The sequence below is a fragment of the Stenotrophomonas sp. SORGH_AS_0282 genome, from assembly GCF_030818125.1.
GTDB lineage: Bacteria > Pseudomonadota > Gammaproteobacteria > Xanthomonadales > Xanthomonadaceae > Stenotrophomonas > Stenotrophomonas rhizophila_A.
Window position 1 is genome coordinate 3,199,066 of the sequence record NZ_JAUTAB010000001.1, and the last position, 25,051, is coordinate 3,224,116.

36 protein-coding genes are annotated in these 25,051 nt (G+C 64.4%); 4 read left to right on the plus strand and 32 right to left on the minus strand.

The features are described 5' to 3' along the window. Positions 1-80: 80 nt before the first annotated feature. Positions 81-962 (plus strand): AraC family transcriptional regulator, encoded by an 882-nt coding sequence (locus QE395_RS14440; RefSeq protein WP_210131964.1) that lies wholly within the window; start codon positions 81-83, stop codon positions 960-962. Between the two features lie 56 nt (positions 963-1,018). On the opposite strand, the gene QE395_RS14445 is transcribed toward QE395_RS14440, so the two are convergent. Together QE395_RS14445 and QE395_RS14450 are read right to left on the minus strand one after the other, a co-directional pair. Beyond that, a complete protein-coding gene (locus QE395_RS14445; RefSeq protein ID WP_038690241.1) occupies positions 1,019-2,005 on the minus strand; it encodes a malate dehydrogenase in 987 nt (328 codons plus the stop codon). A 114-nt stretch (positions 2,006-2,119) separates the two neighbouring features. Next, complete coding sequence (locus QE395_RS14450) at positions 2,120-2,614, minus strand: peptidylprolyl isomerase (protein ID WP_095364522.1); 495 nt, start codon at positions 2,612-2,614, stop codon at positions 2,120-2,122. Positions 2,615-2,862: 248 nt separating this feature from the next. On the opposite strand from QE395_RS14450, the gene typA reads away from it, so the two are divergent. From typA to QE395_RS14465, 3 genes are read left to right on the plus strand one after another with little or no spacing between them, the layout of a single operon-like run. After that, a complete protein-coding gene (typA, locus tag QE395_RS14455; RefSeq protein WP_093534588.1) occupies positions 2,863-4,710 on the plus strand; it encodes a translational GTPase TypA in 1,848 nt (615 codons plus the stop codon). Between the two features lie 10 nt (positions 4,711-4,720). Then, entirely contained in the window at positions 4,721-5,206 is a 486-nt protein-coding gene (locus QE395_RS14460; RefSeq protein ID WP_068849493.1) for a DUF2127 domain-containing protein, read from the plus strand. 56 nt (positions 5,207-5,262) lie between these two features. After that, complete coding sequence (locus tag QE395_RS14465) at positions 5,263-6,873, plus strand: amidase (protein ID WP_306989746.1); 1,611 nt, start codon at positions 5,263-5,265, stop codon at positions 6,871-6,873. Positions 6,874-6,996: 123 nt separating this feature from the next. On the opposite strand, the gene QE395_RS14470 is transcribed toward QE395_RS14465, so the two are convergent. From QE395_RS14470 to rpsJ, 30 genes are all read right to left on the minus strand, one after another. Further along, a complete protein-coding gene (locus QE395_RS14470; RefSeq protein ID WP_306989747.1) occupies positions 6,997-8,148 on the minus strand; it encodes a mechanosensitive ion channel family protein in 1,152 nt (383 codons plus the stop codon). Positions 8,149-8,237: 89 nt separating this feature from the next. Next, positions 8,238-9,611: a 3-deoxy-7-phosphoheptulonate synthase class II gene (locus QE395_RS14475; RefSeq protein WP_068849487.1), complete on the minus strand. Its 1,374-nt coding sequence runs from the start codon at positions 9,609-9,611 to the stop codon at positions 8,238-8,240. Positions 9,612-9,642: 31 nt separating this feature from the next. After that, the gene (locus QE395_RS14480; protein ID WP_306989748.1) at positions 9,643-10,155 is read right to left on the minus strand and encodes a disulfide bond formation protein B; all 513 of its coding nucleotides are present in this window, start codon (positions 10,153-10,155) and stop codon (positions 9,643-9,645) included. Positions 10,156-10,797: 642 nt separating this feature from the next. Then, the gene (gene rplQ / locus QE395_RS14485) at positions 10,798-11,184 is read right to left on the minus strand and encodes a 50S ribosomal protein L17 (RefSeq protein ID WP_068849483.1); all 387 of its coding nucleotides are present in this window, start codon (positions 11,182-11,184) and stop codon (positions 10,798-10,800) included. A 197-nt stretch (positions 11,185-11,381) separates the two neighbouring features. Next, positions 11,382-12,380 (minus strand): DNA-directed RNA polymerase subunit alpha, encoded by a 999-nt coding sequence (rpoA, locus tag QE395_RS14490; protein ID WP_068849481.1) that lies wholly within the window; start codon positions 12,378-12,380, stop codon positions 11,382-11,384. Between the two features lie 55 nt (positions 12,381-12,435). After that, a complete protein-coding gene (gene rpsD, locus QE395_RS14495; protein ID WP_068849480.1) occupies positions 12,436-13,065 on the minus strand; it encodes a 30S ribosomal protein S4 in 630 nt (209 codons plus the stop codon). 14 nt (positions 13,066-13,079) lie between these two features. After that, positions 13,080-13,469 carry a 30S ribosomal protein S11 gene (rpsK, locus tag QE395_RS14500; RefSeq protein ID WP_017355427.1) on the minus strand — a complete coding sequence of 130 codons (390 nt, stop codon included), beginning with the start codon at positions 13,467-13,469 and terminating at the stop codon, positions 13,080-13,082. A 12-nt stretch (positions 13,470-13,481) separates the two neighbouring features. Continuing rightward, positions 13,482-13,838 (minus strand): 30S ribosomal protein S13, encoded by a 357-nt coding sequence (rpsM, locus tag QE395_RS14505; RefSeq protein WP_017355426.1) that lies wholly within the window; start codon positions 13,836-13,838, stop codon positions 13,482-13,484. Positions 13,839-14,200: 362 nt separating this feature from the next. Then, on the minus strand, positions 14,201-15,556 hold the full coding sequence (secY, locus tag QE395_RS14510) for a preprotein translocase subunit SecY (RefSeq protein WP_068849478.1): 1,356 nt from the start codon (positions 15,554-15,556) through the stop codon (positions 14,201-14,203). Between the two features lie 3 nt (positions 15,557-15,559). After that, positions 15,560-16,003 (minus strand): 50S ribosomal protein L15, encoded by a 444-nt coding sequence (gene rplO, locus QE395_RS14515; protein WP_068849476.1) that lies wholly within the window; start codon positions 16,001-16,003, stop codon positions 15,560-15,562. A gap of 4 nt (positions 16,004-16,007) precedes the next feature. After that, on the minus strand, positions 16,008-16,199 hold the full coding sequence (gene rpmD / locus QE395_RS14520) for a 50S ribosomal protein L30 (protein WP_068849475.1): 192 nt from the start codon (positions 16,197-16,199) through the stop codon (positions 16,008-16,010). After that, the gene (gene rpsE, locus QE395_RS14525; RefSeq protein WP_038690276.1) at positions 16,192-16,734 is read right to left on the minus strand and encodes a 30S ribosomal protein S5; all 543 of its coding nucleotides are present in this window, start codon (positions 16,732-16,734) and stop codon (positions 16,192-16,194) included. The genes rpmD and rpsE overlap by 8 nt, the downstream gene beginning before the upstream one ends. 158 nt (positions 16,735-16,892) lie before the next feature. Next, entirely contained in the window at positions 16,893-17,246 is a 354-nt protein-coding gene (gene rplR, locus QE395_RS14530) for a 50S ribosomal protein L18 (protein WP_019186158.1), read from the minus strand. 56 nt (positions 17,247-17,302) lie between these two features. Next, the gene (rplF, locus tag QE395_RS14535; RefSeq protein WP_068849473.1) at positions 17,303-17,830 is read right to left on the minus strand and encodes a 50S ribosomal protein L6; all 528 of its coding nucleotides are present in this window, start codon (positions 17,828-17,830) and stop codon (positions 17,303-17,305) included. Positions 17,831-17,848: 18 nt separating this feature from the next. Beyond that, complete coding sequence (gene rpsH / locus QE395_RS14540; protein ID WP_017355419.1) at positions 17,849-18,247, minus strand: 30S ribosomal protein S8; 399 nt, start codon at positions 18,245-18,247, stop codon at positions 17,849-17,851. A gap of 216 nt (positions 18,248-18,463) precedes the next feature. Further along, positions 18,464-18,769, minus strand: a complete 306-nt coding sequence (gene rpsN / locus QE395_RS14545; protein ID WP_068849472.1) for a 30S ribosomal protein S14 — start codon at positions 18,767-18,769, stop codon at positions 18,464-18,466. Between the two features lie 18 nt (positions 18,770-18,787). Next, on the minus strand, positions 18,788-19,330 hold the full coding sequence (gene rplE / locus QE395_RS14550; RefSeq protein WP_068849470.1) for a 50S ribosomal protein L5: 543 nt from the start codon (positions 19,328-19,330) through the stop codon (positions 18,788-18,790). Positions 19,331-19,341: 11 nt separating this feature from the next. Continuing rightward, a complete protein-coding gene (gene rplX, locus QE395_RS14555) occupies positions 19,342-19,659 on the minus strand; it encodes a 50S ribosomal protein L24 (RefSeq protein WP_017355416.1) in 318 nt (105 codons plus the stop codon). Between the two features lie 16 nt (positions 19,660-19,675). Further along, the gene (gene rplN / locus QE395_RS14560; RefSeq protein ID WP_068849469.1) at positions 19,676-20,044 is read right to left on the minus strand and encodes a 50S ribosomal protein L14; all 369 of its coding nucleotides are present in this window, start codon (positions 20,042-20,044) and stop codon (positions 19,676-19,678) included. 13 nt (positions 20,045-20,057) lie between these two features. After that, positions 20,058-20,327 (minus strand): 30S ribosomal protein S17, encoded by a 270-nt coding sequence (gene rpsQ / locus QE395_RS14565; RefSeq protein WP_068849467.1) that lies wholly within the window; start codon positions 20,325-20,327, stop codon positions 20,058-20,060. Between the two features lie 11 nt (positions 20,328-20,338). Further along, complete coding sequence (gene rpmC / locus QE395_RS14570; RefSeq protein ID WP_068849465.1) at positions 20,339-20,524, minus strand: 50S ribosomal protein L29; 186 nt, start codon at positions 20,522-20,524, stop codon at positions 20,339-20,341. After that, entirely contained in the window at positions 20,524-20,937 is a 414-nt protein-coding gene (gene rplP / locus QE395_RS14575) for a 50S ribosomal protein L16 (RefSeq protein WP_068849463.1), read from the minus strand. The genes rpmC and rplP overlap by 1 nt, the downstream gene beginning before the upstream one ends. Before the next feature lie 5 nt (positions 20,938-20,942). Continuing rightward, positions 20,943-21,677, minus strand: a complete 735-nt coding sequence (rpsC, locus tag QE395_RS14580; RefSeq protein WP_068849461.1) for a 30S ribosomal protein S3 — start codon at positions 21,675-21,677, stop codon at positions 20,943-20,945. Positions 21,678-21,694: 17 nt separating this feature from the next. After that, positions 21,695-22,030 carry a 50S ribosomal protein L22 gene (gene rplV / locus QE395_RS14585; RefSeq protein ID WP_017355410.1) on the minus strand — a complete coding sequence of 112 codons (336 nt, stop codon included), beginning with the start codon at positions 22,028-22,030 and terminating at the stop codon, positions 21,695-21,697. Positions 22,031-22,042: 12 nt separating this feature from the next. Then, complete coding sequence (gene rpsS / locus QE395_RS14590) at positions 22,043-22,312, minus strand: 30S ribosomal protein S19 (RefSeq protein WP_017355409.1); 270 nt, start codon at positions 22,310-22,312, stop codon at positions 22,043-22,045. Between the two features lie 6 nt (positions 22,313-22,318). After that, positions 22,319-23,146, minus strand: coding sequence for a 50S ribosomal protein L2 (gene rplB, locus QE395_RS14595; protein ID WP_068849460.1), 828 nt, complete (start codon positions 23,144-23,146; stop codon positions 22,319-22,321). A gap of 10 nt (positions 23,147-23,156) precedes the next feature. After that, a complete protein-coding gene (gene rplW / locus QE395_RS14600) occupies positions 23,157-23,456 on the minus strand; it encodes a 50S ribosomal protein L23 (protein ID WP_068854553.1) in 300 nt (99 codons plus the stop codon). After that, the gene (gene rplD, locus QE395_RS14605) at positions 23,453-24,058 is read right to left on the minus strand and encodes a 50S ribosomal protein L4 (RefSeq protein ID WP_068849458.1); all 606 of its coding nucleotides are present in this window, start codon (positions 24,056-24,058) and stop codon (positions 23,453-23,455) included. The genes rplW and rplD overlap by 4 nt, the downstream gene beginning before the upstream one ends. A gap of 12 nt (positions 24,059-24,070) precedes the next feature. Beyond that, positions 24,071-24,721, minus strand: a complete 651-nt coding sequence (rplC, locus tag QE395_RS14610) for a 50S ribosomal protein L3 (RefSeq protein WP_068849456.1) — start codon at positions 24,719-24,721, stop codon at positions 24,071-24,073. 11 nt (positions 24,722-24,732) lie between these two features. Then, on the minus strand, positions 24,733-25,044 hold the full coding sequence (gene rpsJ, locus QE395_RS14615) for a 30S ribosomal protein S10 (RefSeq protein WP_010341589.1): 312 nt from the start codon (positions 25,042-25,044) through the stop codon (positions 24,733-24,735). Between the last annotated feature and the right edge of the window lie 7 nt (positions 25,045-25,051).

A 25,051-nucleotide genomic window follows, 5' to 3' on the forward strand; every position in this document is an offset into this window, starting at 1 on the left:
TAGCCTGTGCGTCCGGCAGGCTTGCACGATCGTCCATCTCCCACGCGCCCCGCGCCGGTCGGCCTGTACCATCCAACGGCATGGACCGACTCGCTGCCTTCGTTGCCCTGCTGGACCGCCACGCGCCGTCCGACGGCATGCATGCCGTCGCACTGCCGGGGGTCACGCTGATCCGTGCCGCATCGCCGACGCTGCCCATGCCGGTGATCTACGAACCCACCGTGTGCCTGGTTGGCCAGGGCGTCAAACAGGCGCACCTGGGCGCGACCTCGTACCGCTATGACCCGCAGCATTACCTGATCGCCTCGGTGGACCTGCCGGTGATGGGCTCGGTGATCCAGGCCAGTCCCGAACGGCCCTATCTGTGCCTGCAGCTGGATCTGGACATGGCCACGTTGTCCGAACTCGCCCTCGCCCACCCGGCCGCGCCGGCACCTGCGCCGGCGCCCGCCAGCGGGCTGTCGCTCAACCGCACCAGCCCGGAACTGCTGGATGCTGCAGTTCGCCTGCTGGCGCTGCTGGACGCACCGTCTGATATCGACGCGCTGGCGCCCCTGACCGTGCGCGAACTGCTGTACCGGCTGCTGCAGGGGCCCGGTGGCGGGATCCTGCGCCACATCGCGCAGGCCGACAGCCGGCTCAACCAGATCGCCCGCGCCATCGCGTGGATCAAGACGAATTTCCACCAGCCGTGCCGGATCGAACAGGTCGCCGAGGTGGCCGGCATGAGCCGCTCCAGTTTCCACCAGCACTTCAAGGCGATCACCACGCTGAGCCCGCTGGAGTTCCGCACCCGCCTGCGCCTGCAGGAGGCGCGCCGGTTGATGGTCGGCGATGCACTGGACGCGGCCAGCGCCGGCTTCCGCGTCGGCTACGAAAGCCCCTCGCAGTTCAGCCGCGACTACGTCCGCGTATTCGGCGCGCCGCCGGCGAAAGATGCAGGGCGGTTGCGCGCCGGGTAGCGGAAAAAAAAACGCCGGGCAAGCCCGGCGTTTTTCAATGCGTACCGACCAAGGGATCAACCCAGCAGGTGGGCCACGCCGCTGCGCTCTTCTTCCAGCTCGGCCAGGGTCTTGTCGATGTACTTCTGGCTGAAGTCGTCGACCGGCAGGTCCTTGACCAGGGTGTACTCACCGTTTTCGGTGGTCACCGCGAAGCCGAAGATCACGCCTTCCGGGATGCCGTAGGAGCCGTCAGACGGCACGCCCATGGTCACCCACTTGCCGTTGCTGCCCAGCACCCAGTCGCGCACGTGGTCGATGGCGGCATTGGCGGCCGAGGCAGCCGAGGACGAGCCACGGGCTTCGATGATCGCCGCGCCGCGCTTGCCCACGGTCGGAATGAAGGTACCGGCATTCCATTCCTGGTCGTTGATCGCATCGGCGACGGAGGCACCGTCGGCGGTGGCGAAACGGTAGTCCGGGTACATGGTCGGGCTGTGGTTGCCCCACACGACCAGCTTCTCGATGCCACCCACCGACTTGCCCAGCTTGGACGACAGCTGGCTCAGCGCACGGTTGTGGTCCAGGCGCAGCATGGCGGTGAAGTTGCGCGGGTTCAGGTCCGGCGCCGACTTCATGGCGATGTAGGCATTGGTGTTGGCCGGGTTGCCGACGACCAGCACCTTCACGTTGCGGCTGGCGACCTTGTTCAGCGCCGCGCCCTGCGCGGTGAAGATCTTGGCGTTTTCCAGCAGCAGGTCCTTGCGCTCCATGCCCGGGCCGCGCGGACGCGCGCCGACCAGCAGGGCGATGTCGGCATCCTTGAACGCCACTTCGGCGTCATCGGTGCCGACCATGCCGGCCAGCAGCGGGAACGCGCAGTCTTCCAGTTCCATCATCACGCCGCGCAGGGCGGCCTGGGCCTTGTCGACCGGCAGCTCGAGCAGCTGCAGGATGACCGGCTGGTCCTTGCCCAGCATTTCGCCGGAGGCGATGCGGAACAGCAGGGCGTAGCCGATCTGGCCGGCGGCGCCGGTCACGGCAACACGAACAGGTGCTTTCATGGGGATTTCCTCTGCTAAGAAGCTGTGTGGGAGTGGCCACCGGGCGGGGAGAGACCTGGCGGGGCGGCCGGAAATGCGCAACGGCCTCCCGCGAGGGAGGCCGTTGAAAGGGAATTACCTGGCCGGGATCAGCTTGTTCCACTCGGCCACGCGGTCGGCCTGGGCGGCCAGCACAGCGTCGGTGTCGCCTTCCAGGGTGATCGAATGGATCACGTCGCCCTGCTTGACCGAGTCCACGATGGCCTGGCCATCCAGCACCTGGCCGAACACGGTGTGCTTGCCGTCCAGCCAGTCGGTCTTGATGTGGGTGATGAAGAACTGGCTGCCGTTGGTGTTCGGGCCGGCATTGGCCATGGACAGCGAACCGACCTGGTGCTTCACGCCGTTCTTCTCGTCTTCGAACTTGTAGCCCGGGCCGCCGGTGCCCTGGCCCTTGGGGCAACCGCCCTGGATCATGAAATCGGGGATCACGCGGTGGAAGATCAGGCCGTCATAGAAGCCCTTCTGGACCAGGTTCACGAAGTTGGCGACGGTCAGCGGCGCCTTGTCGGCGAACAGCTCGACCTTGATCGGGCCCTGGGTGGTGTCGAAAGTGGCGATGAGGGACATGAGGATCCTTGATATTCGGGGGTTGTCGTCAGCCCATAAGGATACACCGGAGGGACGCGCGGAGCCCGCCTGACCATGGTCGAACCCACCCGGTAGCGCCGGCCGTTGGCCGGCCCTCAGGTACCCGTGTGCCCGCCAACGGCGGGCGCTACCTGAATGCGCCAAAGGTTGTTTTCGCGTTTGGCCATCAAAGCCGTATAATGATGGACTTCTTTTTCCAAATCCGGCGCCGACTGGCCCCCTTTCGCATGTCTATCGAAAATCTTCGCAACATCGCCATCGTCGCCCACGTCGACCACGGTAAGACCACCCTTGTGGACCAGCTGCTGAAGCAGTCCGGCACCCTCTCCGAGCGCACCGTGCTCGCCGAGCGCGTGATGGACAGCAACGACCAGGAAAAGGAGCGTGGCATCACGATCCTGGCCAAGAACACGGCCATCACCTGGGAAGACAAGCGCACCGGCGTCAAGAACCGCATCAACATCGTCGACACCCCCGGACACGCCGACTTCGGCGGTGAAGTGGAGCGCGTGCTGTCGATGGTGGACACCGTGCTGATCCTGGTCGACGCCATGGACGGCCCGATGCCGCAGACCCGCTTCGTCACCCAGAAGGCCTTCGCGATGGGCTTCAAGCCGATCGTGGTGGTCAACAAGGTCGACCGCCCGGGCTCGCGTCCGGATTGGGTGATCGACCAGGTCTTCGACCTGTTCGACAAGCTCGGCGCCACCAATGAACAGCTCGACTTCCCGATCGTCTACGCCTCGGCCCTGAACGGCTACGCCGGCCTGGAAGACAGCGTGCGCGATGGCGACATGACCCCGCTGTACGAAGCGATCATGCAGCACGCGCCGAAGCCGGAAGTGGACCCGGAAGGTCCGTTCCAGATGCGCATCAGCCAGCTGGACTACAACAACTTCGTGGGCGTGATCGGCATCGGCCGCATCCAGCGCGGCACCCTGAAGAAGAACATGCAGGTCGCGGTGATCGACCGTGAAGGCAAGAAGCGCAACGGCAAGGTTGCCCAGGTGCTGGGCTTCCTGGGCCTGGAGCGCATCGAGCAGGACACCGCCGAAGCCGGTGACATCGTCGCCATCTCGGGCATCCCGGAGCTGACCATCTCCGACACCCTGTGCCACCCGGACACCCCGGAAGCACTGCCGGCGCTGACCGTCGACGAGCCGACCATCTCGATGACCTTCCAGGTCAACAACTCGCCGTTCGCCGGCAACAAGGACCTGTCCGGTGGCAAGTTCCTGACCAGCCGCCAGATCAAGGACCGCCTGGACCGCGAACAGGTCCACAACGTGGCCCTGAAGGTGGAACAGCTGGAAGACGCCGACAAGTTCCTGGTCTCCGGCCGTGGCGAACTGCACCTGTCGGTGCTGATCGAAAACATGCGCCGTGAAGGCTACGAGCTGGCCGTGTCGCGCCCGGAAGTGATCATCAAGCAGATCGACGGCCAGGCCATGGAGCCGATCGAACAGCTGGTGGTGGACATCGAAGAACAGCACCAGGGCGGCGTCATGGAAAAGCTGGGCACCCGCAAGGGCCAGCTGAAGAACATGGAACCGGACGGCAAGGGCCGTGTGCGCCTGGAATACCAGATCCCGGCCCGTGGCCTGATCGGCTTCCAGAACGAGTTCAAGACCCTGACCCAGGGTTCGGGCCTGCTGTTCCACGTGTTCGACCATTACGGCCCGAAGGAACAGGGCGCCATCGCAAAGCGCCAGAACGGCGTGATGATCGCCAACGCGCCGGGCGCCACCCCCGCCTACTCGCTGGGGCCGCTGCAGGAGCGTGGCAAGCTGTTTGCTGCTGAAGGCGACAACGTGTATGAAGGCCAGCTGGTCGGTATCCACTCCAAGGACAACGACCTGACCGTCAACGCGATCAAGACCAAGCCGCTGACCAACATGCGCGCTTCGGGCAAGGACGATGCGATCCAGCTGACCCCGGCCATCAAGTACTCGCTGGAACAGGCCCTGGACTTCATCGAAGACGACGAGCTGGTCGAGATCACCCCGAAGGAAATCCGCCTTCGCAAGAAGGGGCTGACCGAAAGCGACCGCAAGAAGGCTTCGCGCGGCGGCTGATCGGACCCTCGTGACCGACACGGCCTACAACCCGGATCCTCACAAGCATCCGGGGCTTCACCTGATCGCCTTGCTGGAAGCCAGCAAGGCGGTCCTGGCGCTGTTGGCGGCGACCGGGCTGGAAGTGCTTGGCCCGCAGCCACTGCGTGATGGGGTCAATGCCCTGATCCGGCGTTTCAGCCTGGACCCGGATCACGGCACCCTGCCCTCGCTGCTCAACATGATCAGCCCCGATGCCGTCCACCTGGCCGCTGCGGCCATGGTTGCCTACGGCATCCTGCATCTCTTCGAGGCCTGGGGCCTCTGGCGTGCCAAAGCCTGGGCATCCTGGCTGGGCTGCGTCACCGCCGGCATCTACCTGCCGTTCGACATTTTCGCGATCATCCGCCACCCGGGCTGGGCCTCGTGGTCGGTGCTGGTGATCAACCTCATCGTGGTCGGCGTCCTCGCCCGCGACATCCGCAAGCGTCACGGCCAGGCCCAACCGCCGGCGTGAGTTGCCAAGCGTGCGGAGCGCTGGTTAGCCTGAGCGCTGGTTCCGGGGATACACAGATGCGCGCGCCACTGACATCGCTCGTGTTGGCCATCGCACTGCTGGCAGGCTGCTCGCCCTCGCCCGTGCCCTTGTTCAACCAGGCCCATGCCGCCGCGTCCGCGGCCCCACGCGATACGCCGTTCGCCTACGCCGAAACCGATATCACCCAGTTGCAGGCGGCGATGGCCGCCGGCGAGCTGGACAGCGTCACCCTGACCCGCGCCTACCTGGAACGGATCGCCCGGCTCGACCGCGCCGGCCCGCGCCTCAACGCCGTGCTGGAGCTCAATCCGGATGCCCTGAAGGAAGCGGCGGCACTGGATGCCGAACGCCGCCGCGGGCAGCTTCGCGGCCCCCTGCACGGCATTCCGCTTCTGCTCAAGGACAACATCGGGGCGCGCCCGATGGGCACCAGCGCCGGTTCGCTGGCACTGGCCGGGTTCCGCCCCGACGATGCGTTCCTGGTCACCCGGCTGCGCGCGGCCGGCGCGCTGATCCTGGGCAAGACCAATCTCAGCGAATGGGCGAACTTCCGTTCCAGCCAGTCGATTTCCGGCTGGAGCGCGCGTGGCGGCCAGACCCGGAATCCCTACCGGCTCAGCCACAACCCGTGCGGCTCCAGCAGCGGCAGCGCGGTGGCGGTGGCGGCCAACCTGGCGGCCGCCGCGGTGGGTACCGAGACCGACGGCAGCATCGTCTGCCCGGCCGCGGTGAACGGCGTGGTCGGGCTCAAGCCCACGGTCGGCCTGGTCAGCCGCGATGGCATCGTGCCGATTTCCTTCAGCCAGGACACCGCCGGCCCGATCACCCGCAGCGTGGCCGATGCCGCCGCCCTGTTGACGGCGATGGCCGGCCGCGACGACGCCGACCCGGCCACGGCGACCATGCCCGGGCGCGCGGTGTATGACTACACCGCGCGGCTGAATCCGGACGGCCTGCGCGGCGCCCGGATCGGCGTCCTGCACGGCGCGCTGGACCAGCAGCCCGGGGTCGCCCCCGCCCTGCAGCACGCGATCGGCGTGCTGCGCGATGCCGGCGCCGTGGTGGTACCGGTGCAGCTGCCTACCGAGGGGCAGTGGGAAGACGCCGAACGCCTGGTGCTGCTGCACGAGTTCAAAGCCGGCATGCAGCGCTACCTCACCCGCCACCAGGCCCCGGTGCGCGACTTGGACGCGATCATCGCCTTCAACCGTACCCATGCCGACAAGGAGCTGGTGCTGTTCGGGCAGGATCTGATGGAGACGGCCGCGCAGGCCGGCGGCCTGGGCAGCCCCGAGTACATCGCTGCACGCACCCAGGCGCGCCGCCTGGCCGGCCCCGAGGGGATCGACGCGGTGCTCAAGGCCGAGCGCCTGGACGCACTGGTGGCGCCCACCACGGGCACCGCGTGGCCGATCCGTACCGGCCACGGCGATGACTTCCCGGGCGGCAGCTACAGCGCCGCCGCCGTGGCCGGCTACCCAAGCCTTACCGTGCCGATGGCGCATGTGAACGGACTACCGTTGGGGCTGTTGTTCATGGGCACGGCCTGGAGCGAGCCGAAGCTGATCGAGCTGGCGTACGACTACGAGCAGCGCACCCGGGCCCGGCGTCCACCGCGGTTCGGGACGCAGGCGTTGTTGCCGTAGGTTGGCTGCGGTCCGGCCAACGGCCGGGGCTACGAATTTTTACGGGCGCATTGGGATCGGGATCAACCCACCATTGGCTCCGGATAGCCTGGCGGTAGCGCCGGCCGTTGGCCGGCCCATGCACTACTGTGATTGCGCGGGTTCCTCGACCGGCACCACTGCCGGCGGACCATCTTCGGCACCCGGCGAACGCACGTCGTCGGTCGGCTGCGAACGCGGACCGCGGGTGGCCGGATCGGGGCGGTCCAGGATCTCCGCGCGCGTGCGGGGCAGCGCCTGCGGATGTTCACGGGCGAGGAAGTCGAGCATGCGTTCGCGCACGATGCAGCGCAGGTCGAAGGCATCGCCGGAATTGCGAGCGCTGACCAGCAGGCGCACCTGCAGCGTGTGATCAGTGGTTTCAGTCACCTGGGTCACGCAGACTCGGCCATCCCATAGCGCTTCACCCTTGCAGATGCGCTCGAGCTCGGTGCGGATCGCCGCGATCGGCGCCCGATAGTCGAGCCACAGGAATGCGGTGCCGAGCAGGTCGGCGCTGCGCCGGGTCCAGTTCTGGAATGGATTCTCGATGAACCAGGTCAACGGCACCACCATGCGCCGCTCGTCCCAGATCCGCACCACCACGTAGCTGCTGCCGATCTCTTCCACCCGGCCCCATTCGCCTTCGACGATCACCACGTCATCGAGGCGGATCGGCTGGGTCAGCGCGATCTGCAGGCCGGCGATCAGGTTGCCGAACACCGGCTTGGCGGCGATGCCGGCGACCAGGCCGATGATGCCGGCCGAGGCCAGCAGCGCGGTGCCGATCTGGCGCACCATCGGGAAGGTCAGCAGCACCATCGAGGCGCCGACCAGGATGATGGCGCCCATCAGCACGCGGCTGAGCACGCGGGTCTGGGTCTGGATGCGGCGGGCGGCCAGGTTGTCGGCCACTTCCATCGGGTGGTCACGCAGGATCGCCTGCTCGCCGGCAGCCACCGCGCGCACCAGCAGCCAGATGAAGCACGCCGTCAACCCGATATGCAGCAGCCGCAGCGACTGGTCCAGCCAGCGCCCGTCCAGCGGGGTGGCTTCCAGTGCGGGAATCAGCACCAGCATCGGCAGCGCGAACGCCAGCGGCCGGCTGATCACGCGCGCGATGCGCGCACGGCGGTAGTCGCGCCCCTTGAGGCGGCGGGTCAGCAACATCAGTGCCCACCATCCGGTGAGACCGATCGCCAGCGCGATCCCGATCGGCCAGAGATATGCGGCGGCCGTCTGCCAATCCACGTGCATGCACGCTCCCGTGTTGATCACAAAGGAGCTCTAGCGTGCCAAACACGACATGACCGTAGCGTAGAGCTACGCCCGAAATTGTTACGCGGTCAGCCGCCCTGCTTGCGCACGATGGCCATGGCGATCTCGAGCGACTGTTCGTAGTTCAGGCGCGGATCCACCGAGGACCGGTAGGCACGCTCCAGGTCGCGCTCGGTGAGCTCGCGCGCGCCCCCGGTGCACTCGGTGACATCCTCCCCGGTCAGCTCCAGGTGCACGCCGCCCAGCCGCGTACCGGCGGCTGCGTGCAGGTCGAAGGACAGCTCCACTTCACTGCGCACGTTGTCGAAGCGACGGGTCTTGTAGCCGTTGCTGGTGCTTTCGGTGTTGCCATGCATGGCATCGCACACCCACAGCACGCGGCGACCATCGCGCTTGACGGCCTCCAGCAGCGGCGGCAGCTTCCCGGCGATCTGCGCCGCCCCCATGCGATGGATGAAACTCAGGCGGCCGGGTTCGTCTTCGGGATTGAGCACGTCGATCAGGCGCAGCAGCTGGTCGGGCTGTACGGACGGGCCGACCTTGATGGCAATGGGGTTGCGCACGCCGCGCAGGTATTCCACGTGGGCGCCATCGAGGGCGGCGGTGCGCATGCCGATCCACGGGTAATGCGTGCTCAGGTTGAGCCAGCCATGCTGGCGCGGCACCTGGCGGGTGAGCGCCTGCTCATAGGGCAGCAGCAGCGCTTCGTGCGAGGTATAGAAGTCGATCCGGTTGAGGTTGTACACCTGGGCGCCGGACAGGGTTTCCATGAAGCGCACGGCATCACCGATGGAGGAGACCATCTTCTGGTAGTCGGTGGCCAGCGGCGAATGCCGCACCCACTCCAGGTTCCAGTACTCGGGATGGTGCAGGTCGGCGAAGCCACCATCGATCAGCGCACGCACGAAGTTCATGGTCATGGCCGAATGCGCGTGGGCCTGCAGCATCCTGCGCGGATCGGGCAGGCGCGCGGCTTCGGTGAACTCGGGCGCGTTGATCACGTCGCCCCGGTAGCTGGGCAGGGTCACGCCATCGCGGGTCTCGGTATCGGCCGAACGCGGCTTGGCATATTGCCCGGCGAACCGGCCGACGCGGATCACCGGCTTGCGCATGCCGTGGACGAGCACCAGGCTCATCTGCAGGAGCACCTTGAGCCGGTTGGAGATGGTGGTGGACTCGCAGTCGCTGAAGTTCTCCGCGCAATCGCCGCCCTGCAGCAGGAAACGCTTGCCTTCCTGGGCCTCGGCGAGCTGCTGCTTGAGCGAGAGGATCTCCCAGGAGGTCACCAGCGGCGGCAGCCGCTTGAGCTCATGCAAGGACGCATCCAGCGCCACCGGATCGGGATACGTCGGCATCTGCAGCGCGGGCCGGCCGCGCCAGCTCTCCGGCGACCAGTCGGTCGGCAGCGAAGCGGAAGGGGTGGCACGGTCGGAGGCAGTCATCGGAATATCCAGTAAACCAGCAGAAGAAAGATCAGTAGCGACGGGCAGGACGACGGAACGACACCACCAGCGCCCACAGGCCCAGCACGGTGAACCACACCAGGCTCCACATGGGCATGGTCAGCCCCAGGAACTGCCAGTCGATGTTGCCGCAGTTGCCGGTACCGGTGAGCACGGTACGGAACACTTCGAACGGCCCCATGGTCTCGCTCAGGAACGACAGCGGCGGCCCACAGCTCGAGCCCATGTCCTGGGGCAGCAGCTGCACGTACACGTGGCGCCCGGCAATGCCGATGCCCACGGCGGCGGCAATGAAGGCCAACACGCCATAGGTGATCCGCCCGGGCCGATCCCGCGGGCCATGCAGCGCGCCAATCAGGAACAACAACCCAAGCGCGGCGAAGGCGATGCGCTGGAAGATGCACAGCGGGCACGGCTCCAGCCCCATGTTCAGCTGCAGGAAGATCGCATAGCCCAGCAGGCCAGCACACACCAGAAACCCCAGCAGGAACTGGGCGCGGTAATTCCAGCGCAATGGATTCATTGCCAACACTCTTGTTAGTCCAGGCGCCAAGATTAACAGGCCCTCACGTTGTACAGGCTGCGGCTTTTTGCCGTATGTCGGCGTAGTTGGCCATATGGTGTGTTTCAGCTTGTGCGCCAACAGCTGCACGGCTGCAGGAGTCCACTGCCCGGCCGCGCCGGGTGCGGGTTTGCGGGGGGCGCCGTGAACCCGTCCTTGGGGGCTCTTGCGAAACATCCATGTTTCGCAAAGCCCCCGCAAACCCGCCCCCGTCGCGACCCCGACGGTGGGTCGGTGCGCATGGGAGGGCCAACAGCAGCCGGGCAAGGCCCGGCTCTACCGTTGGCGGAGACCGGACGGGCATGCCCGTCCTGATTCAGGCCCCGACCTCCCACGCCCGGCCGATGGGCCCTTTGGCCACCGACCCGCTGTCGGGGGCACCGGCCGGGGTGGGTTTGCGGGGGCTTTACCAAACATGGATGTTTGGTAAGAGCCCCCAAGGACGGGTTCACGGCGCCCCCCGCAAACCCACACCGGCCGGGGCCCCGCAGTGATCAGCGAACAACCAGCGCCGTTGACGTTGACGTTGGAGCAAAACCAGACCCAACAAAAAACCCGGCACAAGGCCGGGTTCTTTGAAGAATCTTTGGTAAAGCGAGTCGATTATTCTTCGACGGCTTCAGCCACGGCGGCCGGACGGTCGACCAGTTCGACGTAGGCCATCGGCGCGTTGTCGCCAGCGCGGAAGCCGCACTTCAGCAGACGCAGGTAGCCGCCCGGACGGTTCGCGTAACGCGGGCCCAGGGTGGTGAACAGGTTGCCCACGGCTTCGTTGTCACGCAGGCGGGCGAAAGCCAGACGGCGGTTGGCAACGGAGTCGACCTTGGCCAGGGTGATCAGCGGCTCGGCGACGCGGCGCAGTTCCTTGGCCTTCGGCAGGGTGGTCTTGATCAGCTCGTGCTTGAACAGCGACGCGGCCATGTTCTTGAACATTGCTTCGCGGTGGGCGCTGGTACGGCTGAACTTGCGGCCGGATTTCATGTGACGCATGACGGATGTTCCTTGAAAGAATGTTGGATCGGTTGGGTATCGCTGTCGCCTTCCCGGCGTTGTTGCTTGGACTGCGGATGGTCCGGTGCCGGCCCTCCTGGCCGACCGTCACCGCAGGCTGGCGCCTGTCGATGCGAGGTACTGCGGGTAAAGCCCCCGCACCCGAAGGTGCGGGGTAAAGCATTTACTGCGCTGGATCAGCCGAGCATGCCGTGCTGGGCGACACCGGCCGGCGGCCAGTTCTCCAGCTTCATGCCGAGCGAAAGGCCGCGCTGGGCGAGGACTTCCTTGATCTCGGTCAGCGACTTCTTGCCGAGGTTCGGGGTCTTGAGCAGTTCCACTTCGGTCTTCTGGATCAGATCGCCGATGTAGTAGATGCTCTCGGCCTTGAGGCAGTTGGCCGAACGCACGGTCAGTTCCAGGTCGTCGATCGGGCGCAGCAGCACCGGATCCACGCCGTTGTTGGCCGGCTTGGCTGCACCGCGGTCGCGGTGGGTGAAGTCACCGAAGACCGACAGCTGATCGCTGAGGATGTCGGCGGCGGTGCGCACGGCTTCCTCGGCATCGATCGTGCCGTTGGTTTCGATGTCCAGCACCAGCTTGTCCAGGTCGGTACGCTGTTCGACGCGGGCCGCTTCCACCGAATAGGCGACGCGACGGACCGGCGAGAACGAGGCGTCCAGGACCAGACGACCGATGGCACGGGTTTCTTCGTCCGGACGACGACGCGCGGCGGCCGGCTGGTAGCCGAAACCACGCTCGATCTTCAGGCGCATGTTGACTGCCGTGTCCTTGGTCAGGTGGCAGATGACATGATCCGTGTTGAGGATCTCGACGTTGTGGTCGACCTTGATATCGGCAGCAGTCACGACACCCGGACCCTGCTTGGACAGCGACAGGGTTGCGCTGTCACCGGTGTGCATACGGATCGCCACGTCCTTCAGGTTGAGCAGGACTTCGAGAACGTCCTCCTGCAGGCCTTCGAGCGTGGTGTACTCGTGCAGTACGCCGTCGATCTCAACTTCCGTGATGGCGAAGCCCGGGATGGACGACAGCAGCACGCGACGCAGGGCATTGCCCAGCGTATGCCCGTAACCACGCTCCAAGGGTTCGATAACGACCTTGGCGCGGGTGTCGGTAAGGCGTTCGATCTGCGGACCACGAGGACGCAGAACCTGGTTGGCGGTAACCGTCATGTTGCGGGTTCTCCTAGTGAACCCCCGGCCGTCGCCGGGGGCTCTCCAATGTGAATTACTTCGAATACAACTCGACGATCAGCGCTTCGTTGATATCCGCAGGCAGGTCCGAACGATCCGGCACGGCCTTGAAGATGCCGGCGAACTTGTCGGCGTCCACTTCGATCCACGTCGGGCGCAGGTCGTGCGTCTTGGACACGGTCAGGGCTTCCTGAACGCGCAGCTGCTTGGCAGCCTTCTCGGACAGCGCGACAGCGTCGCCAGCCTTGACCTGGTACGAAGCCAGGTTGACCGACTTGCCGTTCACGGTGACGCCGCGGTGCGAGACCAGCTGACGGGCAGCCGGACGGGTCACTGCGAAGCCCATGCGATAGACGACGTTGTCCAGGCGGGTTTCCAACAGCTGCAGCAGGTTCTCGCCGGTGTTGCCCTTCTTGGTCGAGGCCTTCTTGTAGTAGTTGCGGAACTGACGCTCCAGCAGACCGTAGATACGCTTGACCTTCTGCTTTTCACGCAGCTGGGTGGCGTAGTCGGACAGCTTGCCCTTGCGGGCGGTCGCGCCGTGCTGGCCGGGCTTCTGCTCCAGCTTGCACTTGGAGTCCAGCGCACGGGCCGGGCTCTTGAGGGAAAGGTCGGCGCCTTCGCGGCGGGCGAGCTTACAGGTAGGACCGATATAACGAGCCATTTCTTATCGCTCCTTTAGACGCGACGCTTCTTCGGCGGACGGCACCCGTTGTGCGGGATTGGCGTCACGTCGATGATGTTGGTGATCTTGTAGCCCACGTTGTTCAGCGAGCGCACGGCCGACTCACGACCCGGACCCGGGCCCTTGATGCGGACTTCCAGGGACTTGACGCCGTAATCCAGCGCGGCACGGCCGGCTTTCTCGGCAGCCACCTGGGCAGCGAACGGGGTGGACTTACGCGAACCGCGGAAGCCAGCGCCACCGGACGTCGCCCACGACAGAGCATTGCCCTGGCGGTCGGTGATGGTCACGATGGTGTTGTTGAAAGAAGCGTGGACGTGGGCAACGCCGTCAGTGACGACGCGCTTGATCTTCTTCTTGGTCTTAGCGACGGGCTTAGCCATTTCTTAGGTCCCTTACTTCCTGATCGCCTTGCGCGGGCCCTTGCGGGTGCGGGCGTTGGTACGGGTGCGCTGACCACGCAGCGGCAGGCCGCGGCGGTGACGCAGACCGCGGTAGCAGCCCAGGTCCATCAGGCGCTTGATCGCGATACCGATTTCACGGCGCAGATCGCCTTCCACGATGTACTTGGCCACTTCCGAGCGCAGACGCTCGATTTCCGGCTCCGACAGATCGCGGATCTTGGTGGTCGAAGTGACGCCTGCGGCGTCGCAGACCTTCTTCGAACGGGTACGGCCGATGCCGTAAATGCTTTGCAACCCGACCCAGACGTGCTTCTGGGCTGGCAGGTTGACGCCTGCAATACGCGCCATGACGCGGTTCTCCAGCTGAGTGATGGCCGACAGCGCACCCGAGGCGCGCCGATCCGGCAGGATGGATCAAAAAAGTGAACTAGCGATACTAACAAGGTTCCGGTTTACATGGAAGCCCGTGAAACCTGAAAGGTTTCATGGACCCGGCCCAGGGAGTGTGCCCAGGCTCCGGCGCCGGATCAGGTTGACTCCGGAAGCGACCCTTTCGGACCCTCTTCCGGCGCCGCCCGCGCTACTCCCGCGCGGGACGACCCGATCTCACCCCCACCCGGAACCGCTGCGGGGGCCGCCCTTCGTTTGTGCGGCCAGGTCCGCGAAGCGGAGGACCATCACGTCAGGAAGACGATAGTGTAACAGGCCAATCAGCCGCGGGCAAAACCGCCGCGGTTGCCGCCCTTCAGGTTGGCCTTCTTCAACAGGCTCTCGTACTGGTGCGACATCAGGTGCGCCTGGATCTGCGCAATGAAGTCCATCACCACCACCACCACGATCAGCAGCGAGGTGCCGCCGAAGTAGAACGAGGCATTCAGCTGCGTGCGCATGATTTCCGGCAGCAGGCAGACGATCACCAGGTAGGCCGAGCCGGCCGCGGTCAGGCGGGTCAGCACGCCGTCGATGTAGTCGGCGGTGGCCTTGCCCGGACGGATGCCCGGAATCAGCGCGCCCGACTTCTTCAGGTTGTCGGCGGTTTCCTGCGAGTTGAACACCAGCGCGGTATAGAAGAACGCGAAACCGGTGATCAGCGCAGCGAACACGATCATGTGCAGCGGCTCGCCCGGACCCAGGGCGTTGGCGACCTTCTGCAGCCAGGTCGCCGAGCTGGCCTGGCCGGACCACATGGCCAGGGTGGTCGGGAATGCCAGGATGCTGGAGGCGAAGATGGCCGGGATCACGCCCGCCATGTTCAGCTTCAGCGGCAGGAACGAGGTCTGGTTCATGTACGCGTTGCGGCCACCCTGGCGACGTGCGTAGTTCACCGTGATGCGGCGCTGGCCGCGTTCGACGAACACCACGAAGAAGGTGAAGGCCAGCACCACCAGCGCGATCAGCAGCAGCTGGATGAACTGCAGGTTGCCTTCGCGGAAGGCGTCGAAGGTGTGGATGACCGCACCCGGGAGGCCCGCCACGATGCCGGCGAAGATGATCAGCGACACACCGTTGCCGATGCCGCGCTCGGTGACCTGCTCGCCAACCCACATCAGGAAGATGGTACCGGCGGTCAGCGCGACCACGGCAGTGAGCACGAAGCCCATGCCCGGCGCGTACACGACCGGCGCACCGGACGGGGACAGCTGGTTCTGCAGCGCCAGCGCAATGCTGCCGCCCTGCACCACGGCCAGCAACACGGCGCCGATGCGGGAATATTGGGTGATCTTGCGGCGACCAGACTCACCTTCCTTCTGCATCGCCTTGAGCGCGGGGAAGATGTGGACGGCCAGCTGCATCACGATGGATGCCGAGATGTACGGCATCACGTTCAGCGCGAAAATGCTGAAACGGTGCAGGGCGCCGCCCGAGAACATGTTGAACATGTCCACGATGCCGCCGCCCTGCGCCTGCATGAGCGCAAGCATGGCATCGGGATTGACGCCCGGCACCGGCACATAACAGCCGATGCGGTAGACGATCAAAGCCCCGACGACGAACAGCAGACGCTGGCGAAGTTCCGTGAACTTGCCGAGCCCGCCGCCCAGGTTACCAATGCCAGCTTGCGCCATGTCTTACTCCTGTACGCTGCCGCCGGCAGCTTCGATCGCGGCCTTGGCACCGGCCGTTGCTGCGATGCCCTTCAGGGTGAAGGCCTTGGTCAGGCCGCCCTTCATGACGATCTTGGCCTGCTTGGCAGTGCTCGGGACCAGCTTCGCAGCGCGCAGCGCGGCGAAATCGATCTCGCCAGCTTCCAGGCGGTCCAGGTGGTACGACAGCACTTCGGCCGTGTCCTTGGCGATCTTGGAACGGAAACCGACCTTCGGCAGACGACGCTGCATGGGGGTCTGGCCGCCTTCGAAGCCCGCCTTGATCTTGCCGCCACCCTTACGGGCGAACGAACCCTTGTGGCCGCGGCCGCAGGTCTTGCCCAGGCCGGAGCCGATACCACGGCCGACGCGGGTGCGCTCTTTGCGCGCGCCCGGTGCCGGGCTCAGTTCATTGAGATGCAGGGTCATTGGATTATTCCTCAACCTTGACGAGGTAGTGGACCTTGTTGATCAGACCGCGAACCTGCGGGCTGTCCTTCAGGACACGCACATCGTTGAGCTTGTTCAGGCCCAGGGCACGCACCGACAGGCGGTGACGCGACTGGGTGCCACGCAGGCCGCCAACCAGACGGACCTTGACGGTCTTGACGGTGTCATTAGCCATGGTTGAGATCCTCCACCTTCTTGCCGCGCTTGGCCGCGATGCGGGCCGGCGACTGCATTTCGGACAGACCCTTCAGCGTGGCGCGAACCAGGTTGATCGGGTTGCGCGAACCGACGGCCTTGGCCAGCACGTTCTTGACGCCCACCGCTTCCAGCACGGCGCGCATGGCACCGCCGGCGATGACGCCCGTACCTTCCGAAGCCGGCATCATGAACACGCGGGCTGCGCCGTGGCCGGACTTCACCGGGTGCCACAGGGTGCCGTTGTTCAGATCGACGTCGGCCAGGTTCTTGCGAGCCTGCTCCATCGACTTCTGGATCGCGACCGGCACTTCACGCGCCTTGCCGTACCCGAAGCCAACCTTGCCTGCGCCGTCACCGACCACGGTCAGTGCGGTGAAGGTGAACTGACGACCGCCCTTGACGGTCTTGCTGACGCGGTTGACCGCGACCAGCTTCTCGATCATGCCGTCGTCGACTTTCTCTTCGCGGTTACGGTCGCGATCGCGACCCCGCTGCTGACGTTCTTCTGCCATGTTGATTCCTTGATTGATTGGGTATGTACGGCTCAGGGCCGCTTATAGCTGTGGAATGACGCGGTGGATCGAACGCCCCTGCAGAAGAAGGACGCCGCCCGGCACAACCCGTGCCGGCAGGCAGGCGGAAGCGGGGCCCAGCCCCGCTTCCTTATCCCTTAGAACTGCAGGCCGCCTTCGCGGGCTGCATCGGCCAGTGCCTTGATGCGGCCGTGGTAGCGGTAGCCCGAGCGGTCGAAAGCGACCTTCTCGATGCCCGCAGCCTTGGCGCGCTCGGCAACCAGCTTGCCGACCTTGGCGGCGGCGTCGCTGTTCTTGCCGTTCTTCAGGCCTTCCTTGACGTCGGCCTGGGTGGTGTTGGCAGCAGCCAGCACCTTGGAGCCGTCGGCGGTGAAGACCTGGGCGTACAGGTGCTGACCGGTGCGCAGCACCGACAGACGCGGCACGCCGAGGACACGGATGTGTGCGCGGGTGGACTTGGCGCGACGCAGGCGAGCAATGTTCTTGTTCATGATCTTTTTCCTTGAAAGCTGAAGACAGGATTCCTCCCCGGAACGGGGACTCGCCCTTACGCCTTCTTGGCTTCCTTACGAATGATGACTTCGCCGGCGTACTTCACACCCTTGCCCTTGTAGGGCTCCGGCTTGCGGTAAGCGCGGATCTTGGCGGCAACTTCGCCCACCAGCTGCTTGTCGGTGCCCTGGACCAGGATTTCGGTCTGGGTCGGGGTCGACAGCGTGATGCCTTCCGGCGCCACGTACACAACCGGGTGCGAGAAACCGAGCGCCAGGCTCAGGTCCTTGCCCTGCATGGTGGCGCGGTAACCCACGCCGACCAGCTCAAGCTTGCGCTCGAAGCCATCGGTGACGCCCTTGACCATGTTGGCCAGGATCGCGCGGACGGTGCCGGTGAGGGCGACAAGCTCGTCATTGCTGGCGGCCAGGGTGGCAACGCCGTCGTTGACGGAAATTTCAACGCCAGCAACCTTGGCCAGGCTCAGGGTGCCCTTCGGGCCCTTCACGCTGACGGATTCCGGCTGGATGTTCAGTTCAACGCCCTTGGGCAGGTTGACCGGCTTCTTGGCTACGCGGGACATAGTGGTTTCCTTCTCGCCTTAGGCCACGAAGCACAGGACTTCGCCGCCGACGCCCAACTGGCGCGCCTGCGCATCAGTCATGATGCCCTTGGAGGTGGAGATGATGGAGATGCCCAGGCCGTTCAGGACCTTCGGCAGCTCGGACTTGCCACGGTACTGGCGCAGACCCGAACGCGAGAAGCGCTTCAGGGTCTCGATGACCGGCTTGCCCTCGAAATACTTCAGGACGATTTCAAGCTCGGCCTTGTTGTTCTCGGTCTTGGTCACGCGCAGGTCGGTGATGTAGCCTTCGGCCTTCAACACTTCTGCGATTGCAACCTTGATCTTGGAGGACGGTGCTTTCACCGTCTGCTTGCCAACCGCGGCCGCATTCTTGATGCGTACCAGCAGGTCGGCGATGGGATCAGTCATGCTCATAGTCGATACCTTTGAGTGCACCGATATCCGCTTTCGCGAAAATCTTGCTATTTGGAATGGGCCTGGAGGCCCGTCGTTCGGGTGTTGCGCCCTACCCCACCCCATGCCGCCGGGTGAGACGCGGGAGTATACGACAAAAAGAGCCCGACCGGGGTCGGACTCTTCAAGTCGGGGTGAACCTGAACAGGCCCACCCCATACTGCAGGGACGGATCCCTTACCAGCTGGCCTTGCGCAGGCCCGGCACGTCACCACGCATGGTGGCTTCGCGCAGCTTGTTGCGGCCGAGGCCGAACTTGCTGTACACGCCACGCGGGCGGCCCGACAGTTCGCAACGGTTGCGGTGGCGGCTCGGCGACGAATCGCGCGGCAGCTTCTGCAACTTGATCACGGCCTGTTCCTTCTCTTCGTACGAAGCGGTCGTGCTGGAGATGATCTTCTTCAGCTCTTCACGCTTGCCGGCGTACTTGACGGCCAGCTTCGCACGCTTCAGGTCGCGGTTGACCATGGAGGTCTTTGCCATTTCGGATTCCTCGACGTATCAGTTACGGAACGGGAACTTGAACGCTGCAAGCAACGCCTTCGCTTCCGCATCGGTCTTGGCGGTGGTGGTGATGGCGATATCCATGCCGCGGATCGCGTCGACAGCGTCGAAGTCGATTTCCGGGAAGATGATCTGTTCCTTCACACCCATGTTGAAGTTGCCGCGACCGTCGAAGGAACGACCCGAGACACCACGGAAGTCGCGCACGCGCGGCAGCGAGATGTTGATCAGGCGATCCAGGAACTCATACATCTTGGCACGACGCAGCGTGGTCTTGCAGCCGATCGGCCAACCATCGCGGATCTTGAACGAAGCCACCGAGACGCGGGACTTGGTCACGATCGGCTTCTGGCCGGAGACCTTGGCCATGTCGGCGACGGCATTTTCCAGGATCTTCTTGTTGGTCGCCGCTTCGCCGACACCCATGTTCAGGGTGACCTTGACCAGGCGGGGAACCTGCATCGGATTGGTGTAGCCGAACTGCTTCATCAGCGCCGGCACCACTTCTTCCTGGTAGAACTTTTCGAGACGGGAACTCATCTTCTCATTCCTCAGGCGTCAAGCGCCTCACCGCTGGAGCGGAACACACGCAGTTTGCGTCCATCCTCCAGCACCTTGAAGCCAACGCGCTCGCCCTTGCCCGAAGCCGGGTTGAGCACATTCACGTTGGAGATATGGATCGACGCTTCACGCTCGACCACGCCGCCGGCAACGCCTGCCTGCGGGTTCGGCTTGGTGTGGCGCTTGACGATGTTCACGTTGGCGACGATCACACGATCGCCGTCGACGCGGACGACTTCGCCCTGCTTGCCCTTGTCCTTGCCGGTGTTGACGACGACCTGGTCGCCCTTCTTGATACGGTTAGCCATGATTATCTCCTGTCGCTCACAGCACTTCGGGAGCGAGCGAGACGATCTTCATGAACTTCTCGGAACGAAGTTCACGGGTCACCGGCCCGAAGATGCGGGTGCCGATCGGCTCTTGCTTGTTGTTGAGCAGGACCGCGGCATTGGTGTCGAAACGGATCAGCGAGCCATCGGCGCGACGCACACCCTTGCGGGTACGCACCACGACGGCGTCGAACACTTCACCCTTCTTGACCTTGCCGCGCGGGATTGCATCCTTCACGGTGACCTTGATGATGTCACCGATGTGTGCGTAGCGACGCTTGGAGCCGCCCAGCACCTTGATGCACATCACTTCCTTGGCACCGGAATTGTCCGCGACCTCGAGGTAGCTCTGCATCTGGATCATGAGTCAGATCTCCTTATTGAGCCGCACGGGTGACAATTTCCACCACGCGCCAGTTCTTGGTCTTGGACATCGGAGCAATTTCGGTCACGCGGACGACATCGCCTTCATTGCAGGCGTTGTCGGCGTCGTGCGCGTGGAGCTTGGTCGAACGACGCAGGTACTTGCCGTACAGCGCGTGCTTGACCTGGCGCTCCACCAACACGGTGACCGTCTTGTCCATCTTGTTGCTGACGACACGGCCTTCGACCGTGCGCAGCTGCTTGTTTTCAGTATTGTCGCTCATCGCGGCCATCCTTACTTGTTGCTGCCGAGCAGGGTCTTGACGCGAGCAATCTCGCGGCGGACCCGGCGGGTTTCGTGAGTCTTCGGCAGCTGCCCGGTGACCTGCTGCATGCGGAGCGAGAACTGCTCCTTACGCAGGTCAACCAAATGGGACTTCAGGTCGTCAGCCGACTTTTCGCGAAGCTGTTTGATATCCATCACATCACCGTCCGGGTCACGAAAGTGGTGGTCACGGAGAGCTTGGCAGCTGCCAGGCGGAACGCCTCGCGTGCCACGTCTTCACCCACACCTTCAATTTCATAGATCATGCGGCCGGGCTGGATCTGGGCTACCCAGTACTCCACGTTGCCCTTACCAGAACCCATTCGGACTTCGATGGGCTTCTTGGTGATCGGCTTGTCGGGGAACACTCGGATCCACATCTTGCCACCGCGCTTGACGTAGCGGCTGATCGAGCGGCGGGCCGCTTCGATCTGGCGCGCGGTCAGCTGACCGTGGGCGGTTGCCTTCAGGCCGTATTCGCCGAAGCTGACAGCGTTGGCGCTCCAGCTCAGGCCATCGTTACGGCCCTTGTGTACCTTGCGGTACTTGGTTCGCTTGGGTTGCAACATTGTCGTTACCTCGCTTCACGGGCCGGGCGCTGACGGTCACCGCGGTCACCGCGATCGTTACGATCGTTGCGCGACGGGGTGTCGTCCTGCTTTTCCTGGCCAACCTGGGAGAAATCGAAAACCTCGCCCTTGTAGATCCAGACCTTGATGCCGATGATGCCGTAGGTCGTCTTGGCTTCAGCGAAGCCATAGTCGATGTCGGCACGCAGCGTGTGCAGCGGCACGCGGCCTTCGCGGTACCACTCCGAACGGGCGATTTCAGCACCGTTCAAGCGGCCACCGACGTTGACCTTGATGCCCAGGGCACCGAGGCGCATCGCGTTGCCGACCGAGCGCTTCATTGCGCGGCGGAACATGATGCGACGCTCCAGCTGCTGCGCGATCGACTCGGCAACCAGCTGTGCGTCCAGCTCGGGCTTGCGCACTTCGGTGACGTTGATGTGCGCCGGAACGCCCATCATTTCGCTCACTTCCTTGCGCAGCTTCTCGATGTCCTCACCACGCTTGCCGATCACCACGCCCGGACGGGCGGTGTGGATCGTCACGCGGGCGGTCTTCGCCGGACGTTCGATGAGGATCTTGCTGATGCCGGCCTGCGCGAGCTTCTTGCGCAGCATGTCCCGCACCTTCAGGTCGGCTGCCAGATAACCAGCAAACTCGGCCTTGTTGGCGTACCACTTGGAGTTCCAGTCCTTGGAGATGCCGAGGCGGATACCAATCGGATGAACTTTATGACCCATGGTGTTTTCCTTTCCGCTTACTTGCCGGCGCCCACAACCACAGTGATGTGGCTGGTGCGCTTGAGGATGCGGGTGCCGCGGCCTTTCGCCCGCGCCATGAAACGCTTCAGGGTCGGACCTTCATCAACCATGATGGTCTGAACCTTCAGCTCGTCGACGTCGGCGCCCTGGTTGTTCTCGGCATTGGCAATAGCCGACTCCACCACCTTCTTGATCAGGTGGGCAGCCTTCTTGTCCGAGAACTTCAGCAGGTTGACCGCACGCTCGGCCGGCAGGCCGCGCACCTGGTCAGCGACCAGGCGTGCTTTCTGCGCAGAGATGCGCGCGGAGCGCAGGATTGCTTTCGCTTCCATTGTCATCTCTCCTTACTTGCCCGACTTCTTGTCACCACCGTGACCCTTGAAGGTCCGGGTGATGGCAAATTCGCCGAGCTTGTGGCCGACCATGTTCTCGTTGACGAGCACCGGAACGTGGTTCTTACCGTTATGAACGGCGATGGTGATGCCTACCATTTCCGGCAGGATCATCGAACGGCGCGACCAGGTCTTGATCGGCTTCTTGCTACCCGCAGCGGCCTCCACCTTCTTGACGAGGTGGTGATCGACGAACGGGCCCTTCTTGAGTGAACGTGCCATGGTCGATTAGCCCCTACGATCGCGGACGATGAATTGCTGGGTGCGCTTGTTCTTGCGCGTCTTGTAACCCTTGGTCGGAACACCCCACGGGGTGACCGGATGCGGATTACCCTGGCCGGCCTTCGCCTCACCACCACCGTGCGGGTGGTCAACCGGGTTCATGGCAGCACCACGAACGGTCGGGCGGACACCGCGCCAGCGCTTGGCGCCAGCCTTGCCCAGCTTTTCCAGGTTGTGTTCGTCGTTGCCGACTTCACCGATCGTTGCGCGGCACTCGACCGGCACCTTGCGCATTTCACCCGAGCGCAGGCGCAGGGTGGCGAAGACGCCTTCACGAGCGACGAGCTGCACGGCAGCGCCGGCGGCACGCGCGATCTGGGCACCCTTGCCCGGCTTCAGTTCGATGCCGTGGACAGTGGTACCAACCGGGATGTTGCGCAGCGGCAGGGTGTTGCCGGTCTTGATCGGCGCATCCGAACCCGCGATCACCTGGTCACCGGCCTTCAGGCCCTTCGGTGCGATGATGTAGCGGCGCTCGCCGTCGACGTAGCACAGCAGGGCGATATGGGCGGTGCGGTTCGGATCGTATTCGATGCGTTCCACGCGCGCCGGAATGCCTTCCTTGTTGCGCTTGAAGTCAATCAGACGGTAATGCTGCTTGTGACCACCGCCCACGTGACGGGTGGTGATGCGACCGTGGTGGTTACGACCACCGGTATTGCTCTTCGGCTCCAGCAACGCTGCGTGCGGTGCGCCCTTGTGCAGATCGGGCGTAACCACGCGCACGGCCGAACGGCGGCCGGGGGAAGTGGGCTTGAATTTCATCAATGGCATGGGATGTACCTCAGGCCTTGGCCGTTACATCGATGGACTGGCCATCGGCGAGACGCACGTACGCCTTGCGCCAATCGCCGCGGCGGCCGGTGCGGTTACGGAAGGACTTGTTCTTGCCCTTCACGTTCAGCACGTTGACCGCTTCGACCTTGACGTCGAACAACTGCTCTACCGCGGCCTTCACGTCGGCCTTGGTCGCTTCGTTCGAGATCTCGAAGACATACTGGTTGGAATGTTCCTGCAGGCGCGCGGTCTTTTCGGAGACTCGCGGAGCACGCAGCACGCTGAAGATTTTTTCGTTGCTGTTCATGCCAGCCACTCCTCGACCTTCTTGACCGCATCAGCGGTGATGACGACCGTGTCGGCACCGACCAGCGACACCGGATCCAGGCCCTGCACGTCACGCACTTCCACGTAGGGAATGTTGCGGGCCGACAGGTACAGGTGCTCGGTGGCTTCCTCGGTGACGATCAGCGGGCGCTTGCCCACTTCCAGGCCGGCCAGCTTGGCGATCAGAGCCTTCGTGCTGGTCGCTTCGACATCGAAGGACTCCACGATGGTCAGACGGCCCTGGCGGTTCAGCTCGGACAGGATCGCGCACATGGCGGCACGGTACTGCTTGCGGTTGACCTTCTGTTCGAAGCTGCGCGGCTTGGCCGCGAAGGTGACACCGCCGCCGACGAAGATCGGAGCCGTCAGCGCGCCATGACGCGCACCGCCGCCCTTCTGCTTCTTCGACTTCTTGGTGGTACCAGCCACTTCAGAACGAGTCTTCTGTGCCTTGGTGCCGGCGCGACCGGCATTGCGATAGGCAACGACGACCTGGTGGACCAGATCTTCGCTGAAATCGCGACCGAACACGGCATCGGAGACCGAGACCTTGTTGTTGCTACCCGTGATAACGAGTTCCATCGTCATCTCTCCTTATGCCTTGCTAGCCGGACGCACGATCACGTCACCACCCGCAGCGCCAGGCACGGCGCCACGAATCGCGATCAGACCGCGCTCGACGTCGACCTTGACAACTTCCAGGTTCTGCGTGCTCTGCTGCACGGCACCCATGTGGCCCGACATCTTCTTGCCCGGGAAAACGCGACCCGGGGTCTGGCGCTGGCCCAGCGAACCCGGCGCGCGATGCGACAGCGAGTTACCGTGGGTTGCATCGCCCATACGGAAGTTGTAGCGCTTGATGGTGCCTTGGAAGCCCTTACCCTTGGTGACACCCTGGACGTCGACCTTCTGGCCAACTTCAAAGATGTCCGCCTTGACTTCGCCGCCAACGGCGAAATCGCCGAGCTGCGCGTCTTCAACGCGGAATTCCCACAGGCCACGACCGGCTTCCACCTTCGCCTTGGCGAAGTGGCCGGCTTCCGGCTTGTTGACCAGGGCAGCGCGACGCGCGCCGACGGTCACCTGCACGGCGCTGTAGCCGTCAGCTTCGACGGTCTTGATCTGCGCGATGCGGTTCGGGGTAGCTTCAATCAGGGTCACCGGGATGGCCTGGCCATCTTCGGTGAACACGCGGCTCATGCCAGCCTTGCGGCCCACGAAGCCCAACGAATATTTCTTCGTCATGGTCGTAGTCCTCAGGTCAGCTTGATCTGAACGTCGACGCCGGCAGCCAGTTCGAGCTTCATCAGCGCGTCCACGGTCTTGTCGTTGGGGTCGACGATGTCGAGCACGCGCTTGTGCGTGCGGGTCTCGTACTGGTCACGCGCGTCCTTGTCGACGTGCGGCGAGACGAGAATGGTGTAACGCTCGATCTTGGTCGGCAGCGGGATCGGGCCACGCACTTGCGCGCCGGTCCGCTTTGCCGTTTCAACGATCTCGCTGGCCGAACGGTCGATCAAACGATGATCGAACGCCTTCAACCGAATCCGGATCTTTTGGTCCGCCATGGCGGTA

Coding starts and splice junctions, on each gene's coding strand:
- rplC (WP_068849456.1), bottom strand. CDS start 24,721: ATGACGAAGAAATATTCGTTGGGCTTCGTGGGCCGCAAGGCTGGCATG.
- rplB (WP_068849460.1), bottom strand. CDS start 23,146: ATGCCATTGATGAAATTCAAGCCCACTTCCCCCGGCCGCCGTTCGGCC.
- rpsD (WP_068849480.1), bottom strand. CDS start 13,065: ATGGCTCGTTATATCGGTCCTACCTGTAAGCTCGCCCGCCGCGAAGGC.
- rpsC (WP_068849461.1), bottom strand. CDS start 21,677: ATGGGTCATAAAGTTCATCCGATTGGTATCCGCCTCGGCATCTCCAAG.
- rplP (WP_068849463.1), bottom strand. CDS start 20,937: ATGTTGCAACCCAAGCGAACCAAGTACCGCAAGGTACACAAGGGCCGT.
- rplQ (WP_068849483.1), bottom strand. CDS start 11,184: ATGCGTCACATGAAATCCGGCCGCAAGTTCAGCCGTACCAGCGCCCAC.
- typA (WP_093534588.1), top strand. CDS start 2,863: ATGTCTATCGAAAATCTTCGCAACATCGCCATCGTCGCCCACGTCGAC.
- QE395_RS14470 (WP_306989747.1), bottom strand. CDS start 8,148: ATGCACGTGGATTGGCAGACGGCCGCCGCATATCTCTGGCCGATCGGG.
- rpsS (WP_017355409.1), bottom strand. CDS start 22,312: ATGGCACGTTCACTCAAGAAGGGCCCGTTCGTCGATCACCACCTCGTC.
- rpsH (WP_017355419.1), bottom strand. CDS start 18,247: ATGAGCATGACTGATCCCATCGCCGACCTGCTGGTACGCATCAAGAAT.
- rpmC (WP_068849465.1), bottom strand. CDS start 20,524: ATGGATATCAAACAGCTTCGCGAAAAGTCGGCTGACGACCTGAAGTCC.
- QE395_RS14475 (WP_068849487.1), bottom strand. CDS start 9,611: ATGACTGCCTCCGACCGTGCCACCCCTTCCGCTTCGCTGCCGACCGAC.
- rpsE (WP_038690276.1), bottom strand. CDS start 16,734: ATGGCAGAAGAACGTCAGCAGCGGGGTCGCGATCGCGACCGTAACCGC.
- rplX (WP_017355416.1), bottom strand. CDS start 19,659: ATGGCTAACCGTATCAAGAAGGGCGACCAGGTCGTCGTCAACACCGGC.
- secY (WP_068849478.1), bottom strand. CDS start 15,556: ATGGCGCAAGCTGGCATTGGTAACCTGGGCGGCGGGCTCGGCAAGTTC.
- rpmD (WP_068849475.1), bottom strand. CDS start 16,199: ATGGCTAATGACACCGTCAAGACCGTCAAGGTCCGTCTGGTTGGCGGC.
- QE395_RS14445 (WP_038690241.1), bottom strand. CDS start 2,005: ATGAAAGCACCTGTTCGTGTTGCCGTGACCGGCGCCGCCGGCCAGATC.
- rplD (WP_068849458.1), bottom strand. CDS start 24,058: ATGGAACTCGTTATCACGGGTAGCAACAACAAGGTCTCGGTCTCCGAT.
- rplV (WP_017355410.1), bottom strand. CDS start 22,030: ATGGAAGCGAAAGCAATCCTGCGCTCCGCGCGCATCTCTGCGCAGAAA.
- QE395_RS14480 (WP_306989748.1), bottom strand. CDS start 10,155: ATGAATCCATTGCGCTGGAATTACCGCGCCCAGTTCCTGCTGGGGTTT.
- rpsN (WP_068849472.1), bottom strand. CDS start 18,769: ATGGCAAAGACCTCCATGGTCAACCGCGACCTGAAGCGTGCGAAGCTG.
- rplE (WP_068849470.1), bottom strand. CDS start 19,330: ATGAGTTCCCGTCTCGAAAAGTTCTACCAGGAAGAAGTGGTGCCGGCG.
- rplO (WP_068849476.1), bottom strand. CDS start 16,003: ATGACCCTGCATCTCAATGAACTGAGCCCGGCACCGGGCGCGCGCAAA.
- rplR (WP_019186158.1), bottom strand. CDS start 17,246: ATGAACAAGAACATTGCTCGCCTGCGTCGCGCCAAGTCCACCCGCGCA.
- rplN (WP_068849469.1), bottom strand. CDS start 20,044: ATGATCCAGATGCAGAGCTACCTCGAGGTCGCGGACAATTCCGGTGCC.
- QE395_RS14440 (WP_210131964.1), top strand. CDS start 81: ATGGACCGACTCGCTGCCTTCGTTGCCCTGCTGGACCGCCACGCGCCG.
- QE395_RS14465 (WP_306989746.1), top strand. CDS start 5,263: ATGCGCGCGCCACTGACATCGCTCGTGTTGGCCATCGCACTGCTGGCA.
- rpsK (WP_017355427.1), bottom strand. CDS start 13,469: ATGGCTAAGCCCGTCGCTAAGACCAAGAAGAAGATCAAGCGCGTCGTC.
- QE395_RS14450 (WP_095364522.1), bottom strand. CDS start 2,614: ATGTCCCTCATCGCCACTTTCGACACCACCCAGGGCCCGATCAAGGTC.
- rpoA (WP_068849481.1), bottom strand. CDS start 12,380: ATGACGGTTACCGCCAACCAGGTTCTGCGTCCTCGTGGTCCGCAGATC.
- rpsJ (WP_010341589.1), bottom strand. CDS start 25,044: ATGGCGGACCAAAAGATCCGGATTCGGTTGAAGGCGTTCGATCATCGT.
- rpsM (WP_017355426.1), bottom strand. CDS start 13,838: ATGGCGCGTATTGCAGGCGTCAACCTGCCAGCCCAGAAGCACGTCTGG.
- rplW (WP_068854553.1), bottom strand. CDS start 23,456: ATGAACAGCAACGAAAAAATCTTCAGCGTGCTGCGTGCTCCGCGAGTC.
- rpsQ (WP_068849467.1), bottom strand. CDS start 20,327: ATGAGCGACAATACTGAAAACAAGCAGCTGCGCACGGTCGAAGGCCGT.
- rplF (WP_068849473.1), bottom strand. CDS start 17,830: ATGTCCCGCGTAGCCAAGAAGCCGGTCAACCTGCCCAAGGGCGTTGAA.